This is a genomic window from Bacillus sp. FSL H8-0545 (assembly GCF_038006105.1).
Lineage (GTDB): Bacteria > Bacillota > Bacilli > Bacillales > Bacillaceae_G > Bacillus_A > Bacillus_A cereus_U.
In genome coordinates this window covers 3,862,676-3,878,722 of sequence record NZ_JBBOUO010000001.1, presented here as the reverse complement: position 1 = coordinate 3,878,722, position 16,047 = coordinate 3,862,676, and the positions used below count along the sequence as shown (strand labels likewise).

The window sequence follows — 16,047 nt, the reverse complement described above, 5'->3', positions numbered from 1 at the left end:
AGTTGCTGTATGTAAAAGGAAGGAGCGTTTCTTTTGAGAAAAATTGGCATTATTGGTGGCACGTTTGACCCGCCTCATAATGGGCATTTGTTAATTGCAAATGAAGTGTATCATGCTTTAGGGTTGGAAGAGGTATGGTTTTTGCCGAATCAGATTCCACCGCACAAGCAAGGACGTAACATTACGAGTGTGAAAAGTCGATTAAACATGCTGCAAATAGCGACTGAGGAAGAAGCATACTTTTCAATTTGTTTAGAAGAGCTAGACAGAGAAGGCCCATCTTATACGTACGACACTATGGTACAATTAACGGAGAAGTATCCGGATGTGCAGTTTCACTTTATTATTGGCGGAGACATGGTTGAGTATTTGCCGAAGTGGTATAACATTGAAAAGTTACTTAAGCTTGTGACTTTCGTTGGAGTTGCAAGACCAGGTTATACATTACATACGCCTTATGATATCGTAAAAGTGGAAATTCCGGAGTTTGCAGTTTCTTCTTCTCTGTTACGGGAGAGATATATGACGAAGAAAACGTGCAAATATTTACTCCCCGAAAAAGTACAGGTATATGTCGAGAGGAATGGGTTGTATGAATCGTGAGGAAGCACTTAGTATTGTCAAACAGCAAATGCATGAAAAACGTTATATACACACGATTGGTGTAATGGAAACAGCGATTGAACTTGCCCGGTTATATGGTGTAGATGAAAAAAAGGCAGAGACGGCTGCTATATTTCACGATTATGCAAAATGTAGAGCGATTCCAGAAATGGAAGAGATTATTAAGAGAGAAGCTTTGCCAAAGGATTTATTGCACTATAACAAAGAGTTATGGCATGCACCTGTTGGGGCATACTTAGTAGAAAAAGAAGTAGGCATTACTGATCTTGAAATTCTACAAGCTATTACATATCATACAAGTGGTCATGAAAAAATGACAATGTTAGATAAAGTTATTTATGTAGCAGATTACATTGAACCAGGACGTAAGTTTCCTGGTGTGGAAGAAGCGAGGAAACTCGCATATAAAGATATAAATCAAGCTTTACTGTTTGCTTTAAAGCGAACAATTCAATTTTTAATGGAAAAAGATCAAACGATTTATCCATTAACATTCCAAACATACAATGCAATTATCAAGGAGGAAATTAATAAATGAAAGATAAAGAGTTATTAGTATTAGCGGCAAAAGCAGCTGATGATAAGAGAGCAGAAGATATGGTTGTACTAAATATGCAAGGTATTTCACCGATTGCAGACTATTTTATTATTTGTCACGGAAATTCAGACAAGCAAGTACAAGCAATTGCACGTGAAATTAAAGCGAAGGCACATGAGTTCGAAATTAACGTACAACGTATGGAAGGCTTTGATGAAGCACGTTGGGTTTTAGTAGACCTTGGTGATGTGGTTGCTCATGTATTCCATAAAGATGAGCGTAATCACTATAATTTAGAGCGTCTATGGGGCGATGTGCCGCGTGAAGATATTGCAGATGAGCTAGATCAATGAAATACGAACAATTTGCTTTGCTGTATGACGAACTGATGAATGATGTCCCTTATGATAAATGGGTGGAATTCACAGAGGAAAGTTTGCAACAGGCATCTATGAAAGAGGCAAAAATTCTTGACGTAGCATGTGGAACTGGTAACGTAACACTTCCGCTTGTACGAAAAGGTTATGATTTAATTGGTGTAGATCTTTCGGAAGAAATGTTAACTGTCGCACAGCAAAAATTGGGGGGAGAAGGTTATTTTATTCCTTTTTACCAACAAGACATGAGAGAGCTCGATGTTCCTGGTGAATTTGATTGTGTGACAATCTTTTGTGACTCATTAAATTACGTATTGCAAGAAGATGGAGTGCAAGAAACATTTAGAAGAGTTTTCCACCATTTACGTCAGGATGGCTTGTTTTTATTCGATGTACACTCTTTATATAAAATACATCACGTATTTCAAAATGAAACATATACAGTGAACGGCGAAGAAATATCACTTATTTGGAACTGCTTCCCTGGAGAAGAATCAGATAGTGTGGAACATGATTTGACATTCTTTGTACAAGATTCAGAAGAAGATGTGTACCATCGTTTTGACGAATGTCACGTGCAGCGTGCATATTCGGTTGAAGTGTTAACAAAATGGCTTGAAGAAGCTGGATTTACAGTACTTCGCGTCACAGGTGACTTTGAACGAATCGAAGTGACAGAACAAACAGAGCGCATCTTTTTTATGGCGAAGAAGAATGGATAAAAGAAAAGCAACCGATAAGGTTGCTTTTGTTTTATAGAAAAGATGTAGTTTTAGTTCTAGAAAAATAAAAAGATGATATGTGTAAAGTGTAAAAATGCTAGTTTTAGTGAAAATGTAGCATGAAAAAGATAAGTATTAATAAAAAGGGTTTGGGATTACGATGGCGTATTTATTATGTGTGTTTATTGAATTGCTGCTCAACGCATTTTAAATCTTCATCGAATTTCTCATGTGTCCGTTCGATTAATTTATGAAACATATCCCCAACATGCTCTTCTAAAATACGAATACCTTCTCCTGTAACACCGCCTTTAACGCATACCTTTTCTTGTAAAGTAGGTAATGTGAAAATTTCTTTTTCAAGTAATTTCCCCATTCCAATGACCATTTCACTTACTAAAGTAGTGGCTTCTTCATGTGTAATATTTGTTTTATCTACAGCAGCGTTAATGAAACATTGTAATAAATAACTAAAAAAAGCAGGGCCGCAGCTTGCTATATCAGATGAAACGCGCGTTATATCTTCTTCTATAACAAGGGGAGTAGAAATGTTTTTGAATAGACGAAATAGTTTTTGTTGCCATTCTTCAGAGCAGTTATTTCCAAATGTAAATAGTGATGCGCCGGATAAGGCGCGGTTTGTGATGCTTGGAATGATACGAGCGACGTGGCAAGGTATAAGTGTTTCTAATTGTGATGGAGATATGGGGCTTGTGATAGAAACTAAGCAATCTTCGTCTGAAAAATGGTCAGCGTATTTTTTTAGAATAGGGTATATATCTATCGGTTTTACGCAAATGAAAATAAGCTGGGATTGTTCGATTACCTCTTGGATTGTTTTGGCTATATGAACAGAAGGGTATTTTTCTTTTATATGATATGCTTTGGCAGGCGTCCGATTAATAATAGTAAGGCACGAAGGTTTGACAGCACGGGTTTCTAAAAATGCATCGATTAGTATATTCCCCATGTTCCCTGTCCCTATAATTCCTATGTTCAATGTTTCATCCCTCCTTCGTAACAGCTTTCTCCTAAACAATATGAATGATGTTATAAATTTATGATTAGAGGTGTAAAATGATGTGGGATTTTCCGAAAAAATGGTTGGGATTAGTGGTTATTATTGGCACTTTGATTTTTCTTTTTTTCTGGAAAACGAATCAGCAAACGGAGCCATCGCTCATTACAACGGAAGTTCAAGCGAAAGATGTGGAGAAAAAAAGTAAACCGAAAGTATTGGATACAAAGGAACAGAAAAAAATAATTATAATTGATGTGAAAGGGGCGGTTGTAAGAGAAGGTGTGTATGAAATGAAAGAGGGGGACCGAGCGAAGGATGCCGTTGAAAAGGCGGGTGGTTTTTTACTAGAAGCAGATGTGAAGAAGGTGAATTTAGCGCAAATTGTACAAGACCAAATGATCCTTTATGTACCGAATAAAAATGAGCAAGTACAAGAGGTGGCCACTTTTTCAAAGGGCGAGGCAAAGATTCAAATAAACGCAGCTTCTAAAGAGCAACTTGAAAAAATTACAGGCATTGGTTCTCGGAAGGCAGAAAGTATTTTGAAATACCGAGAAGAACATGGTCCGTTTCAGAAAATAGAAGATTTATTAGAAATTGATGGGATTGGTGCGAAGTCACTTGAAAAAATAAAAGATCAAATTATTATTCCATAAAAGATTGACGAAGTTTTTCTTTTTTCGCTACACTACAAGTAGACAAAAAAGTAGGTGAAAAATATGGAACGAATTTCATGGGATCAATATTTTATGACGCAAAGCCATCTGTTATCATTGCGTAGTACATGTACAAGACTTGCAGTAGGAGCGACAATCGTTCGTGATAAACGAATTATTGCTGGTGGATATAACGGTTCAATTAAAGGTGGTGTGCATTGTATAGACGATGGTTGCTATGTCATTGATAATCATTGTGTTCGTACAATTCATGCGGAAATGAATGCTTTATTGCAATGTGCGAAGTTTGGTGCAAAAACAGAGGAAGCGGAAATTTATGTCACACATTTTCCTTGTTTGCAGTGCTGTAAGGCGATTATTCAAAGTGGTGTTACAGCAGTTTATTATGCACAGGATTATAAAAATCATCCGTACGCCGTAGAGTTATTTGAACAGGCGAGTGTAACAGTGAAGCACGTTCCGCTAGAATATGATATTACATCGCTAGAGGAACAAGAGCGTCATTTGCAGCTAAAGGAATTATTCGCAGCTTTAGAAAAAGATAATTTATCAATGGAAGAATTACAGCGTGTATTCACTAAAGCGAAAATGATGCTATAAGGAGTGAGTATGAGTTGAATGGACAATGGGGCTATGTTGCAATCTCGTTTATAATTGGGATTGCAATTACCTTTTCCACGTCGCATTTGTTGACTGCTTGTTGTTTCGTTTGTTATGTTTTATTTTGTTTATATCGTACTTCGCGTAAAACCTTCATATTTTGTATGATAGCGTGTTTTATTGGCGCTATGTACACCACATATGTTCAGAGTCTAAATAAGCCGCTAGGGGAGCCCTACGAAGTTACACGAGGGGTCGTGCAAAATACACCTCTAATTAATGGAGATCGTCTCTCTTTTCAAATTGAGGATCAGAATAAAAACTTAGTGCAGTTAAATTATAAAATACAATCTGCTTCGGAAAAGAAGCAGTTGCAACAATTACATGCAGGTATATCGTGTACATTTAAAGGGGAGGTGAAAGAACCACAAACTGCCCGGAATTTTCATGTTTTTGATTATCGTAATTATTTATATCAGCAAAAAATACATTTTATATTTGATGTGACATACATTTCTGAATGCCAAAAAACATCGTTGTCACTCGTGCAATGGATTTTTCTTCTCAGGCAACAAACAATCTCGAAAGTTACAGAAATGTTCCCAGAACAATCAGGTGCATTTATGAACGCATTATTATTTGGAGATCGACAACAAATGACGTTTGAAGTAGAAGAGCAATATCAACAATTTGGTCTTATACATTTGTTGGCAATTTCAGGATCGCATATCGTATTATTAATGGTTATAATGTATTTTGTTTTACTAAGAAGTGGTGTGACGAAAGAGACAGCAACAGTATGCCTTATAGTTTGCATTCCTCTATATATGATCGTAGCTGGGGCGTCGCCATCTGTTGTGAGGGCTTCTATAACAGGAGTTTTATTGTTGGTAGCTTTCATGTGCTCTATTCGCTTATCTAGTCTAGACGCCTTAAGTATAACAGCTATATGTATGCTTATATACGATCCATATCTTATTTTCAACATTGGATTTCAATTCTCATTTGTAGGTAGTTTTGCTTTACTACTATCTGCGCCGATATTATTAGGGCGTAGTAATGGAGTAGTTCGAAATTCTATTTACATTTCTATAATATCACAGCTCGCTAGTACCCCCATCTTGTTATATCATTTTGGTTATTTTTCTCCTTATAGCATTTTCCTCAATCTTATATATGTTCCTTTTCTATCCATTATTGTATTGCCGTGTAGCATTATTATTCTTATATGTATGCCGGTTATTCCATTTTTCGCAAAAGGAATTGCATATGTACTTTCATTATGTTTAACCATTTCTAATGACTTTCTAAGTTACTGTGAAAGTTTCCCTTTCATCCGACTTACTTTTGGTCAAACTCCTTTATTTCTTGTGGCTATATATTGTTTTAGTATCGTTAGTATATTTGTGATTTGGGAAAGAGTAATAACGAAAAAAATTTTGTGCATAGTTGTGGGTGTGTTTCTTTTTATTAGTACTTGTCATTATGTATATCCATATTTTCGCGAAAGTGGGAGTGTTACATTTCTTGATGTTGGACAGGGAGATGCAATATTAATTCGTCTTCCGTACGATAAAGAGGTTTATCTTATTGATACAGGTGGAGCCCTTCCCGTCAAGAAGGAAGTGTGGCAACAGAAAAAGCATGAATTTTCTGTCGGGCATGATATTCTGGTTCCTTTCTTACAAAAAGAAGGTATAAAAACGATTGATAAATTAATTGTAACGCATGGAGATGCGGATCATATAGGTGCTGCGCTGGATTTGCTGTCATCTATTATTGTAAAAGAAGTTGTATTTGGGAGAAAGGAACAAGATGCTGTATTGGAAAAAGTGGTGAAGAAAAAGGCGTTAGAAAAGAGCATGAAGATAAGTGTAGTAGGAGAAGGGGAAGGTTGGAGGGTAAATGAAGCGGAATTTTTCGTATTAGCTCCAAAGGGGAAAGAAAAGGGAGAAAATGACTCTTCGATTGTACTATGGGCCAGACTAGGGGGACTAACATGGCTATTTACGGGTGATTTAGAAGAAGAAGGAGGAGAAAAGTTTATAGTATCGACATATCCTGATTTGCGGGCTAATATTTTAAAAGTTGCCCACCATGGGAGTAAAACATCGTCTACAGATCCTTTTTTAAGCCTTGTACAGCCTACTGTAGCGATTATTTCTGTGGGAGAGCGTAATATAGGTATGGGCACCCGCATAAGGAAGTTATAGAGCGTTTTAAGAAGATGGGTATTGATATATGGCGTACGGATAAGCAAGGTGCTATTTCCTATGTTTTTAATGGAGAAAAAGGAACCTTTCAAAGTAAAATCACATATGATGAAACACATAGAAGATGAAAAAAAGAAGACTGCCGTTAAGCAGCAGCCTTTAAGAACCGATGAATTTAATAACAGTTGCAATAATGAAAAGTGTTGCGAAAAAACCAAATGAGACGATAAATCCTACCCCTGAATCAATAGCGTCATTGCGTTTACTTTGAACGTTTTGTTCAAAATCATTCATTTAGAATCCCTCCCCAACATTCCATTTTAGTATAGAATATTGTCAGAAAAAAATCTACAATTTCCATATGAAGCGAAATAGAGTATTTGTATACTTTTCTAGTTAGTTAAGTAGCGTGAATTTTTCATTTCCAATCATGTTAACAGTTGGCACTTATACTAAGATTATTATTGTAAATAATAAAGGGAAGGTGATTACCGCACACCAATAAGAAATCCGGGGCTTATTGCGTGGCGTTTTATATAAATAAAGGGGCGGGTTATAAAGCCCGTCCCTTTGTACTTGTAAAACAAAAGCTAGGGCATTAGTATAAATATATATTGCCAAGTTAGGGAGTAGGAAAAAATATGAGTGATATACATAAGAAGATTAAAAAGAAACAGTTCGCTCCGTTGTATGTACTGTATGGAACGGAAGCCTATTTTATAAATGAAACGATAAAGCTTATTACAACGGAAGCGCTTGAAGAGGAAGATCGAGAGTTTAATGTTGTGACATACGATTTGGAAGAAGCGTATTTAGAAGATGTAGTTGAGGATGCGCATACGCTTCCTTTTTTTGGAGAGCGTAAAGTTATATTAATAAAATCACCACTATTTTTAACGGCACAAAAAGAAAAATTAGAACAAAATATAAAAATTTTAGAAGAATATATTGGGGAGCCATCTCCTTTTTCTATTCTTGTTTTTGTTGCGCCTTATGAAAAATTAGACGAACGAAAAAAAATTACAAAACTATTAAAGAAAACAGCGGATGTAATAGAGGCAAATGCGATGCAAGTGCAGGATGTTCAGAAGTGGATTGTTTCTCGTGCGGATGAGGTGCATGTGCATATTGATAATGCAGCTGTTAGTTTGTTGTTAGAGCTTGTGGGAAGTAATGTAACAATGTTGGCGAAGGAAATGGACAAGTTAACGTTATACGTCGGTATGGGCGGAGAAATTACGCCAAAACTTGTCACGGAACTTGTGCCGAAATCTGTTGAGCAAAATGTGTTTGCTTTAACAGAAAAAGTGGTGAAAAAAGATATCGCTGGTGCGATGCAAATTTTAGACGGATTATTTACACAGCAGGAAGAACCAATTAAACTGCTCGCGTTATTAGTAAGTCAATTCCGCTTGCTCCATCAAGTGAAAGAATTACAACAGCGTGGTTACGGACAAAATCAAATTGCTTCCCATATTGGTGTGCACCCGTACCGGGTAAAGTTGGCGATGAATCAAACAAAGTTTTTCTCTTTTGAAGAATTAAAAAAAGTTATTATAGAATTAGCGGAAGCTGATTATAGTATGAAGACTGGAAAGATGGATAAGAAACTTGTGCTTGAGTTTTTCTTAATGCGGTTAAATCATATGTAGTAACACAAAAAAGTTCACGTACTAAATACGTGAACTTTTTTGTGTATATAAAAAACGATCCGAATGGATCGTTTTTTAAACGCCTTACGCGTTTACTTGTTTCGCTAAGCGAGATTTTTGACGAGCTGCAGCGTTTTGGTGGATAAGACCTTTACGAGCTGCTTTGTCAAGTTTTTTAGAAGCAGTTTTGAAAGCTTCTTTAGCATTTTCAAGATCGTTATTAGTAACTAAAGTTTCTACAGTTTTAACAGCAGTACGCATGTCAGACTTGATAGAAGCGTTATGTGAACGACGCTCTTCGCTAAGTTTAGCGCGTTTGATAGCAGATTTGATGTTTGCCATACTTTTCACCTCCCTGGTGCAATCGAATGACTCGATTCTTACATAGAACAAGTGATATTTTATCAAACGGTGAAGAGAATTGCAATAGTATATCAATGAAATTTCACGTAAAGGAAAGAATGACCTAATATAACTTGGGGAAATCTAACGATATTTACTATGAATTACGGAGGAGATACGATGAAAGAACCATTAGATTTAAGTAAATATAGTGTTAGAACTGACCTTGCTGTAGAGGCGCACCAAATGCTGCAAGAGCGCCAAGAAGAACAAAAAGGGATACAGGGAGTTATTGTAAAAGAGAGGGAAGAAGAGGGCGTTACAATTACAAAAGTAACTATTGATGAAATTGCATCGGAGTCGATGGGGAAAAAACCTGGGAATTATTTAACTCTTGAGGTGCAAGGTATACGACAACAAGATACGGAACTTCAGCAAAAAGTAGAGCGTATTTTTGCAAAAGAATTTTCTTATTTCTTAGAAGAGGTTGGTGTTTCAAAAGAAGCGAGTTGTTTAATCGTCGGGCTTGGGAATTGGAATGTAACGCCGGATGCACTCGGACCGATAGTTGTAGAGAACGTACTGGTGACGAGACATTTGTTTAAATTGCAGCCTGAAAGTGTGGAAGAGGGTTTTAGACCTGTTAGTGCGATTCGTCCAGGGGTAATGGGGATTACAGGAATCGAAACGAGCGATGTCATTTACGGAATTATTGAAAAGACAAAACCAGACTTTGTCATCGCAATTGATGCATTAGCTGCGCGTTCTATTGAACGAGTAAATAGTACGATACAAATTTCTGATACAGGAATTCATCCAGGATCTGGTGTTGGGAATAAGCGTAAGGAACTAAGTAAAGAAACATTAGGTATTCCTGTTATCGCAATTGGTGTGCCAACTGTGGTAGACGCTGTTTCGATTACGAGTGATACAATTGATTTTATTTTGAAACATTTTGGCCGGGAACTGAAAGAAGGAAACAAACCATCACGCTCTTTATTACCAGCTGGTTTTACATTTGGAGAAAAGAAAAAATTAACAGAAGAAGATATGCCAGATGAAAAGAGTCGAAATATGTTTTTAGGGGCTATTGGTACGTTAGAAGAAGAAGAAAAGAGAAAGTTGATTTATGAAGTGTTATCTCCTCTTGGTCATAATTTAATGGTAACCCCAAAAGAAGTAGATGCGTTTATTGAGGATATGGCAAATGTAATAGCAAGTGGTTTAAATGCAGCACTGCATCATCAGATTGATCAAGATAACACAGGGGCCTATACACATTGATGGAAAGAGGCAGAAATAGTTTGAGTCGATTTGCGCTGTTATGTATATGCGGTACAGTCTTATGCTTGCTTATGATGATAGCTGGAGTGGCACTCGCTAATCATGGTCTGAAAAGTATGAAGGGGTATCGTCAGCTGTCATATGAACAAATTGCTCATATGACAGGAACAGAAGGCGCTGGGGCTGAATCAGAAATTTCGAGAGATACGTTTTCGGCTATTGAAAAACAAAAACAGTTAGAAAGTTTAAAAAGTTTTAATGTTGTAGAAGGTATCGGTATGGCGATAGCAAGTGTTGCTCGTGATATGACAAAGTTTGGGACGGATATAGTGGTTGGGGCAATAAAAGGGATTTTTAGTTAAGGATAGCAGGAAGGACGGTTGTCTTATTGGTTTGTAAGAGAGTCGTCCTTTAATTTGAAAAAGGTTTGTCTCTTATGGTTTGTTCGCATAAGATATAGATAGAGTGATTTGTATTGTAAGCAGCACGAGTTTTCATTGAATCTTTGCTGCTCTATTGATATAATCAGTGCTAGTGTATATTGGCGAGACTATTAGGAGTTGAGAACATAGATGAATAAAGAAGAAAGAGCAAAAAGACAGTCCAAAATTCGTAACTTCTCCATCATTGCTCACATTGACCACGGGAAATCAACGTTGGCAGACCGTATTTTGGAGAAAACAAACGCGTTGGCACAGCGCGAAATGAAGGCGCAATTGCTTGACTCTATGGAGTTGGAGCGTGAGCGTGGTATTACAATTAAATTAAATGCAGTACAACTAACGTATAAAGCGAAAGACGGTGAAGAGTATATTCTTCACTTAATCGATACTCCAGGACACGTCGACTTTACGTACGAAGTATCTCGTAGTTTAGCGGCTTGTGAAGGTGCAATTCTTGTTGTGGATGCAGCGCAAGGAATTGAGGCGCAAACATTAGCGAACGTATATTTAGCGCTTGATAATAATTTAGAAATCTTACCAGTTATTAATAAAATCGACTTACCAAGTGCAGACCCAGAACGCGTACGTCAAGAGGTAGAAGATGTAATTGGTTTAGATGCATCGGAAGCTGTACTTGCTTCAGCGAAAGCTGGCATTGGTATTGAAGATATTTTAGAACAAATCGTTGAAAAGGTACCAGCTCCAACAGGTGATTCAGAAGAGCCGTTACAATGTATGATTTTTGATTCTTTATATGATCCGTACCGTGGTGTAATTGCATATATCCGTGTTGTAAATGGAACGGTAAAAGTTGGCGATAAAGTACGTATGATGGCAACTGGAAAAGAATTTGAAGTAACAGAAGTAGGTGTGTTTACACCGAAAACAACGCAACGTGACGAGTTAACAGTAGGTGATGTAGGTTTCTTAGCAGCATCTATTAAAAACGTAGGCGATACACGCGTAGGTGATACGATTACACATGCGAAACGTCAGGCTGTAGAGCCGTTAAAAGGGTATCGTAAATTAAATCCAATGGTATTCTGTGGTTTATATCCAATCGATTCTGCACGTTATAACGACTTACGTGATGCTTTAGAAAAACTAGAATTGAATGATTCTGCTCTTGAATTTGAGCCTGAAACATCTCAAGCTTTAGGTTTTGGTTTCCGTTGTGGCTTCTTAGGGCTGCTTCACATGGAGATTATTCAAGAACGTATTGAACGTGAATTCAAGATTGACTTAATTACAACAGCGCCAAGCGTTATTTATAAAGTGTATTTAACAAACGGTGAAGATCTTATTGTTGATAATCCATCTAATATGCCAGATCCACAGGCTATCGATCGTGTAGAAGAGCCGTTTGTGAAGGCTGCAATTATGGTTCCGAATGACTATGTTGGAGCTGTAATGGAAATTTGCCAAGGGAAACGTGGAACGTTTATTGATATGCAATATTTAGATGAAACACGTGTTACATTGACATATGAAATCCCGTTATCAGAAATCGTATATGATTTCTTCGATCAATTGAAATCAAATACGAAAGGATATGCATCATTTGACTACGAGTTAATTGGTTATAAACCATCTAAGCTTGTGAAAATGGATATTCTTTTAAATAATGAACAAGTGGATGCTTTATCATTTATTGTACATCGTGATTCAGCGTATGACCGTGGTAAAGTAATTGTAGAGAAATTAAAGAAATTAATTCCAAGACAACAGTTTGAAGTGCCAATTCAGGCGACTATCGGAAATAAAGTTGTATCTCGTTCTACAATTAAGGCGATGCGTAAAAACGTACTTGCAAAATGTTACGGTGGTGACATTTCTCGTAAGCGTAAACTTCTTGATAAGCAAAAAGAAGGTAAAAAACGTATGAAGTCTGTTGGTTCTGTAGAAGTGCCGCAAGAAGCATTCATGGCTGTACTGAAAATGGATGATAACTAATAGAGTGAACTATAATTAGTGGGGATTTTTCTATTCTTCGCTAATTATTAGCCCGCACCAATTGTGATAAAAGTAGAAGCCGTTCGTTCGGCTTCTTTTTTTATATGCTACTTTTTAGACATCTTAGCATCTCTCATTTACAATAGTGAGAGAGCTTTTTAGTGATTGATATAGAGTTAGGAGACTATTAATGTCCGAAAATATTCGAAAAGATATTCGAGAGAAAATACAAAAAGGTAATTTTAATTGCGAAAAGGAACTGACGCTTTCTATTATTAGTGGGAAGTGGAAAGTTGTGATATTGTGGCACTTAGGTGTGGAAGGTCCGCATCGTTTTAGTGAATTACAACGTCTGTTCCCGAGCATTTCTCATAAAGTGTTGTCAAATCAATTGAAAGAGTTAATGGAGGACGGGATTATTGATCGAACAGTATACCCGGAAATTCCTCCGCGAGTTGAGTACTATATGACGGAATTAGGTATGTCGCTTTTACCGATCGTTGAAATGATGTATGATTGGGGAAAAATGCGAATGGAACAAATTCGTAACACTTTATAAAAGTAAAGGACCCTCCGGAACGCGGAGGTTTTCTTTTTAGAAAGGTAGGAGTTATATTTGGTACAAGCTGCATATATTCATATTCCATTTTGTCAGCATATTTGTCACTATTGTGATTTTAATAAAGTATTTATTGAACGCCAACCGGTTGATCAATACTTACAATATTTAGAGAAAGAAATAATAAATACGGTTCAAAAAGTACCGTTTGAAAGTATGAAAACGATTTTTGTTGGCGGAGGAACTCCGACAGCTTTAAATATGGAGCAAACAAAACAGCTACTCGACATCATTAACCGTCGTTTGCGTCCATTTGCGCCGAATTGTGAATTAACATTTGAAGCGAATCCAGGTGATTTACCGAAAGAGAAGTTGAACTTATTGCTAGAAGGTGGAGTAAACCGAATTAGTTTTGGTGTGCAAACGTTTCGTGATGAGCTACTTGAGAAGATTGGACGCAGGCATACGAGAGAAGATGCATTCGTAGCAATTCGAGAAGCGCAGGAAGTCGGTTTTACAAATATTAATGTAGATTTAATTTATGCTCTGCCAGGACAGACGATAGAAGATGTAAAGGAAACATTAGACATTGCCTTTACGCTTGGTGTACAACATTTCTCAGCATATTCCTTAATTGTGGAACCGAAAACCGTATTTTATAACTTAATGAATAAAGGGAAATTAAGACTTCCAGGTGAAGACCATGAAGCGAAAATGTACGAAATGGTAATGGATGAAATGGAGAAAAATGGTTATAACCAGTATGAGATTAGTAACTTCTCAAAAGGTGATAATGAAAGTAGACACAATCTCACATACTGGAATAATGAAGAGTATTATGGATTTGGAGCTGGAGCGCATAGCTATGTGAACGGGGAACGAATTCAAAATGTAGGTCCGCTCAAGCAATATTTCACTAAAATTGATGAGACAGGATTTCCATATTTAGATGTTCACGCAGTGACAGAGAAAGAAAAAATGGAAGAAGAGTTGTTCTTAGGACTTCGAAAAACAAAAGGTGTTTCTAAGTTAGAATTCCAAAAGAAATTTAATGTGGAGATGGATCATGTTTTTGCAAAGCAGTTACAAAGTAATCAAGAACAAGGATTACTTGAAAACAGAGATGGACATGTTTGTTTAACGAGGAAAGGGAAACTATTAGGGAATGAAGTATTCCAGTCATTTTTGATTGATTAATTAAATGTGCCATAAGCGTGAAAAAGTTTCGTTATTTCGTGACGTTTCCGTTGACAATTGAATGTCAATTTTGGTAAGTTATTAATAGATTTAGCACTCAAAGACAAAGAGTGCTAACAGAGGTGATGATGAGATGCTTACGGAACGTCAGCTCTTAATTTTACAAACAATTGTTGATGACTTTATTGGATCAGCGCAACCAGTTGGTTCGAGGACGTTGGCTAAGAAAGATGAAATTACGTTTAGTTCAGCTACTATTCGAAATGAAATGGCTGATTTAGAGGAACTAGGATTTATTGAAAAAACGCATAGTTCTTCTGGGCGTGTTCCTTCTGAAAAAGGGTATCGTTTTTATGTAGACCATCTTTTAGCGCCACAAAACTTACCAACTGATGAAATTGTACAAATTAAAGATTTATTTGCTGAAAGAATTTTTGAAGCAGAAAAAATTGCACAACAATCCGCTCAAATTTTATCAGAGCTTACGAATTATACGGCCATTGTTCTTGGTCCGAAATTGAGCACAAATAAACTTAAAAATGTACAGATTGTACCGCTTGATCGTCAAACAGCAGTCGCTATTATTGTAACAGATACAGGGCATGTGCAAAGTAAAACGATTACCGTTCCGGAATCTGTTGATTTATCAGATTTAGAAAAAATGGTTAATATTTTAAATGAAAAGCTATCTGGTATACCTATGGCAGAACTTCATAATAAAATCTTTAAAGAGATTGTTACAGTCTTGCGTGGGTATGTTCATAATTACGATAGTGCAATAAAAATGTTGGATGGTACATTTCAAGTTCCTTTATCGGAAAAGATATACTTTGGAGGAAAAGCAAATATGCTTTCGCAGCCAGAGTTCCATGACATTCAAAAAGTAAGATCCTTGCTGACAATGATTGATAACGAAGCTGAGTTTTATGATATTTTGCGTCATAAACAAGTAGGTATTCAAGTGAAAATTGGCAGGGAAAATTCTTCGATAGCTATGGAAGATTGTAGTTTAATTTCTGCAACGTATTCGATTGGAGAAGAGCAACTTGGAACAATTGCGATTTTAGGTCCAACGAGAATGCAATACTCTCGTGTAATTAGTTTGTTGCAGTTATTTACAAGGCAATTTACTGATGGACTTAAAAAATAAATGAGAGTAATACATTCGCTCAAGTGATGGAAATTTCATTGCTGTGTGTAATATATAATGCTTAGGTAATCGTGCTAAGCGTGATACCTAATACCTTTTAAGGAGGTGAAAATTGTGGAAGAGCGTAACGAACAAGTGGTAGAAGAAGTGAAAGAAGCGCAAGTTGAAGAAGCTGTCACGACAGACAACAGTGAAGAAGCTGTAGAAGAGAAAAGTGAAGCTGCTCTTTTACAAGAAACAGTGGATGAGTTACAAGCGAAACTAACGGAAACGGAAGGTCGCACACTACGTCTACAAGCTGATTTTGAAAATCATAAGCGCCGCGTTCAAATGGATAAACAGGCTGCTGAAAAATATAGAGCACAAAGTCTTGTGTCAGATATTCTGCCAGCTCTTGATAATTTTGAAAGAGCAATGCAAGTGGAAGCAACTGATGATCAAATGAAGTCCTTATTACAAGGTATGGAAATGGTGCATCGTCAATTGTTAGAAGCGCTGACTAAAGAAGGTGTTGAAGCGATTGAAGCTGTTGGTAAACAGTTCGATCCTCATGAGCACCAAGCTGTTATGCAAGTAGAAGACAGTGAGTTTGAATCAAACGCGGTTGTGGAGGAATTCCAAAAAGGCTATAAACTAAAAGACCGTGTGATTCGCCCATCAATGGTAAAAGTAAATCAATAATTTACATAAATGTA

The 16,047-nt window shown here is 36.8% G+C and carries 17 protein-coding genes and 1 pseudogene; 15 read left to right on the top strand and 3 right to left on the bottom strand.

The genetic code is table 11. The features are described 5' to 3' along the window. Positions 1-33: 33 nt before the first annotated feature. Genes MHI07_RS20355 through MHI07_RS20340 form a run of 4 tightly spaced genes read left to right on the top strand, consistent with a single transcriptional unit; the run spans position 34 to position 2,261 of the window. The gene (locus MHI07_RS20355; protein ID WP_002160434.1) at positions 34-603 is read left to right on the top strand and encodes a nicotinate-nucleotide adenylyltransferase; all 570 of its coding nucleotides are present in this window, start codon (positions 34-36) and stop codon (positions 601-603) included. Then, positions 593-1,162 (top strand): bis(5'-nucleosyl)-tetraphosphatase (symmetrical) YqeK, encoded by a 570-nt coding sequence (gene yqeK, locus MHI07_RS20350; protein WP_002160435.1) that lies wholly within the window; start codon positions 593-595, stop codon positions 1,160-1,162. Before MHI07_RS20355 ends, yqeK begins: the two co-directional genes overlap by 11 nt. Further along, a complete protein-coding gene (gene rsfS, locus MHI07_RS20345) occupies positions 1,159-1,515 on the top strand; it encodes a ribosome silencing factor (RefSeq protein ID WP_000653209.1) in 357 nt (118 codons plus the stop codon). The genes yqeK and rsfS overlap by 4 nt, the downstream gene beginning before the upstream one ends. Further along, positions 1,512-2,261: a class I SAM-dependent DNA methyltransferase gene (locus tag MHI07_RS20340; protein WP_002111917.1), complete on the top strand. Its 750-nt coding sequence runs from the start codon at positions 1,512-1,514 to the stop codon at positions 2,259-2,261. The genes rsfS and MHI07_RS20340 overlap by 4 nt, the downstream gene beginning before the upstream one ends. A gap of 172 nt (positions 2,262-2,433) precedes the next feature. Here the strand turns inward: MHI07_RS20340 and comER are convergent, their stop codons facing one another. Next, positions 2,434-3,261, bottom strand: coding sequence for a late competence protein ComER (comER, locus tag MHI07_RS20335; RefSeq protein WP_002160436.1), 828 nt, complete (start codon positions 3,259-3,261; stop codon positions 2,434-2,436). A gap of 77 nt (positions 3,262-3,338) precedes the next feature. Between comER and MHI07_RS20330 the strand changes: the two genes are divergently transcribed. The 3 genes and pseudogenes from MHI07_RS20330 (at position 3,339) to MHI07_RS20320 (ending at position 6,900) form a co-directional block, all read left to right on the top strand. Continuing rightward, positions 3,339-3,938 carry a helix-hairpin-helix domain-containing protein gene (locus MHI07_RS20330; RefSeq protein ID WP_340825888.1) on the top strand — a complete coding sequence of 200 codons (600 nt, stop codon included), beginning with the start codon at positions 3,339-3,341 and terminating at the stop codon, positions 3,936-3,938. A gap of 63 nt (positions 3,939-4,001) precedes the next feature. Then, complete coding sequence (locus MHI07_RS20325) at positions 4,002-4,559, top strand: ComE operon protein 2 (protein WP_002088698.1); 558 nt, start codon at positions 4,002-4,004, stop codon at positions 4,557-4,559. A gap of 14 nt (positions 4,560-4,573) precedes the next feature. Beyond that, positions 4,574-6,900: pseudogene (locus tag MHI07_RS20320) on the top strand (DNA internalization-related competence protein ComEC/Rec2). Positions 6,901-6,931: 31 nt separating this feature from the next. Here MHI07_RS20320 and MHI07_RS20315 read toward each other — a convergent pair. Continuing rightward, the gene (locus MHI07_RS20315; protein ID WP_000997609.1) at positions 6,932-7,066 is read right to left on the bottom strand and encodes a YqzM family protein; all 135 of its coding nucleotides are present in this window, start codon (positions 7,064-7,066) and stop codon (positions 6,932-6,934) included. A gap of 347 nt (positions 7,067-7,413) precedes the next feature. Here MHI07_RS20315 and holA point away from each other — a divergent pair, with 347 nt between their 5' ends. Beyond that, the gene (holA, locus tag MHI07_RS20310) at positions 7,414-8,424 is read left to right on the top strand and encodes a DNA polymerase III subunit delta (RefSeq protein WP_002034073.1); all 1,011 of its coding nucleotides are present in this window, start codon (positions 7,414-7,416) and stop codon (positions 8,422-8,424) included. Between the two features lie 84 nt (positions 8,425-8,508). Here holA and rpsT read toward each other — a convergent pair whose 3' ends face one another. Then, positions 8,509-8,766 carry a 30S ribosomal protein S20 gene (gene rpsT / locus MHI07_RS20305; protein WP_002088694.1) on the bottom strand — a complete coding sequence of 86 codons (258 nt, stop codon included), beginning with the start codon at positions 8,764-8,766 and terminating at the stop codon, positions 8,509-8,511. Positions 8,767-8,946: 180 nt separating this feature from the next. Here rpsT and gpr point away from each other — a divergent pair, with 180 nt between their 5' ends. The 7 genes from gpr (at position 8,947) to grpE (ending at position 16,033) form a co-directional block, all read left to right on the top strand. Further along, on the top strand, positions 8,947-10,050 hold the full coding sequence (gene gpr / locus MHI07_RS20300) for a GPR endopeptidase (RefSeq protein ID WP_002111912.1): 1,104 nt from the start codon (positions 8,947-8,949) through the stop codon (positions 10,048-10,050). After that, a complete protein-coding gene (locus MHI07_RS20295; protein WP_340825886.1) occupies positions 10,050-10,412 on the top strand; it encodes a YqxA family protein in 363 nt (120 codons plus the stop codon). Before gpr ends, MHI07_RS20295 begins: the two co-directional genes overlap by 1 nt. 210 nt (positions 10,413-10,622) lie before the next feature. Next, positions 10,623-12,446 carry an elongation factor 4 gene (gene lepA / locus MHI07_RS20290; protein ID WP_002145694.1) on the top strand — a complete coding sequence of 608 codons (1,824 nt, stop codon included), beginning with the start codon at positions 10,623-10,625 and terminating at the stop codon, positions 12,444-12,446. Positions 12,447-12,636: 190 nt separating this feature from the next. Next, the gene (locus MHI07_RS20285; protein WP_002160441.1) at positions 12,637-13,005 is read left to right on the top strand and encodes a winged helix-turn-helix transcriptional regulator; all 369 of its coding nucleotides are present in this window, start codon (positions 12,637-12,639) and stop codon (positions 13,003-13,005) included. A 57-nt stretch (positions 13,006-13,062) separates the two neighbouring features. Beyond that, positions 13,063-14,202 carry a radical SAM family heme chaperone HemW gene (gene hemW / locus MHI07_RS20280; RefSeq protein WP_002160442.1) on the top strand — a complete coding sequence of 380 codons (1,140 nt, stop codon included), beginning with the start codon at positions 13,063-13,065 and terminating at the stop codon, positions 14,200-14,202. Between the two features lie 133 nt (positions 14,203-14,335). After that, positions 14,336-15,352, top strand: a complete 1,017-nt coding sequence (gene hrcA, locus MHI07_RS20275) for a heat-inducible transcriptional repressor HrcA (RefSeq protein ID WP_002067157.1) — start codon at positions 14,336-14,338, stop codon at positions 15,350-15,352. A gap of 114 nt (positions 15,353-15,466) precedes the next feature. Continuing rightward, positions 15,467-16,033 (top strand): nucleotide exchange factor GrpE, encoded by a 567-nt coding sequence (grpE, locus tag MHI07_RS20270; protein ID WP_002111906.1) that lies wholly within the window; start codon positions 15,467-15,469, stop codon positions 16,031-16,033. The last annotated feature ends 14 nt before the right edge of the window (positions 16,034-16,047 follow it).

Bases quoted from the DNA above. Each gene is read 5' to 3' on its own strand.
- yqeK (WP_002160435.1), top strand. From the start codon at position 593: ATGAATCGTGAGGAAGCACTTAGTATTGTCAAACAGCAAATGCATGAA.
- rsfS (WP_000653209.1), top strand. From the start codon at position 1,159: ATGAAAGATAAAGAGTTATTAGTATTAGCGGCAAAAGCAGCTGATGAT.
- MHI07_RS20340 (WP_002111917.1), top strand. From the start codon at position 1,512: ATGAAATACGAACAATTTGCTTTGCTGTATGACGAACTGATGAATGAT.
- MHI07_RS20330 (WP_340825888.1), top strand. From the start codon at position 3,339: ATGATGTGGGATTTTCCGAAAAAATGGTTGGGATTAGTGGTTATTATT.
- MHI07_RS20325 (WP_002088698.1), top strand. From the start codon at position 4,002: ATGGAACGAATTTCATGGGATCAATATTTTATGACGCAAAGCCATCTG.
- MHI07_RS20315 (WP_000997609.1), bottom strand. From the start codon at position 7,066: ATGAATGATTTTGAACAAAACGTTCAAAGTAAACGCAATGACGCTATT.
- holA (WP_002034073.1), top strand. From the start codon at position 7,414: ATGAGTGATATACATAAGAAGATTAAAAAGAAACAGTTCGCTCCGTTG.
- rpsT (WP_002088694.1), bottom strand. From the start codon at position 8,766: ATGGCAAACATCAAATCTGCTATCAAACGCGCTAAACTTAGCGAAGAG.
- gpr (WP_002111912.1), top strand. From the start codon at position 8,947: ATGAAAGAACCATTAGATTTAAGTAAATATAGTGTTAGAACTGACCTT.
- MHI07_RS20295 (WP_340825886.1), top strand. From the start codon at position 10,050: ATGGAAAGAGGCAGAAATAGTTTGAGTCGATTTGCGCTGTTATGTATA.
- lepA (WP_002145694.1), top strand. From the start codon at position 10,623: ATGAATAAAGAAGAAAGAGCAAAAAGACAGTCCAAAATTCGTAACTTC.
- MHI07_RS20285 (WP_002160441.1), top strand. From the start codon at position 12,637: ATGTCCGAAAATATTCGAAAAGATATTCGAGAGAAAATACAAAAAGGT.
- hrcA (WP_002067157.1), top strand. From the start codon at position 14,336: ATGCTTACGGAACGTCAGCTCTTAATTTTACAAACAATTGTTGATGAC.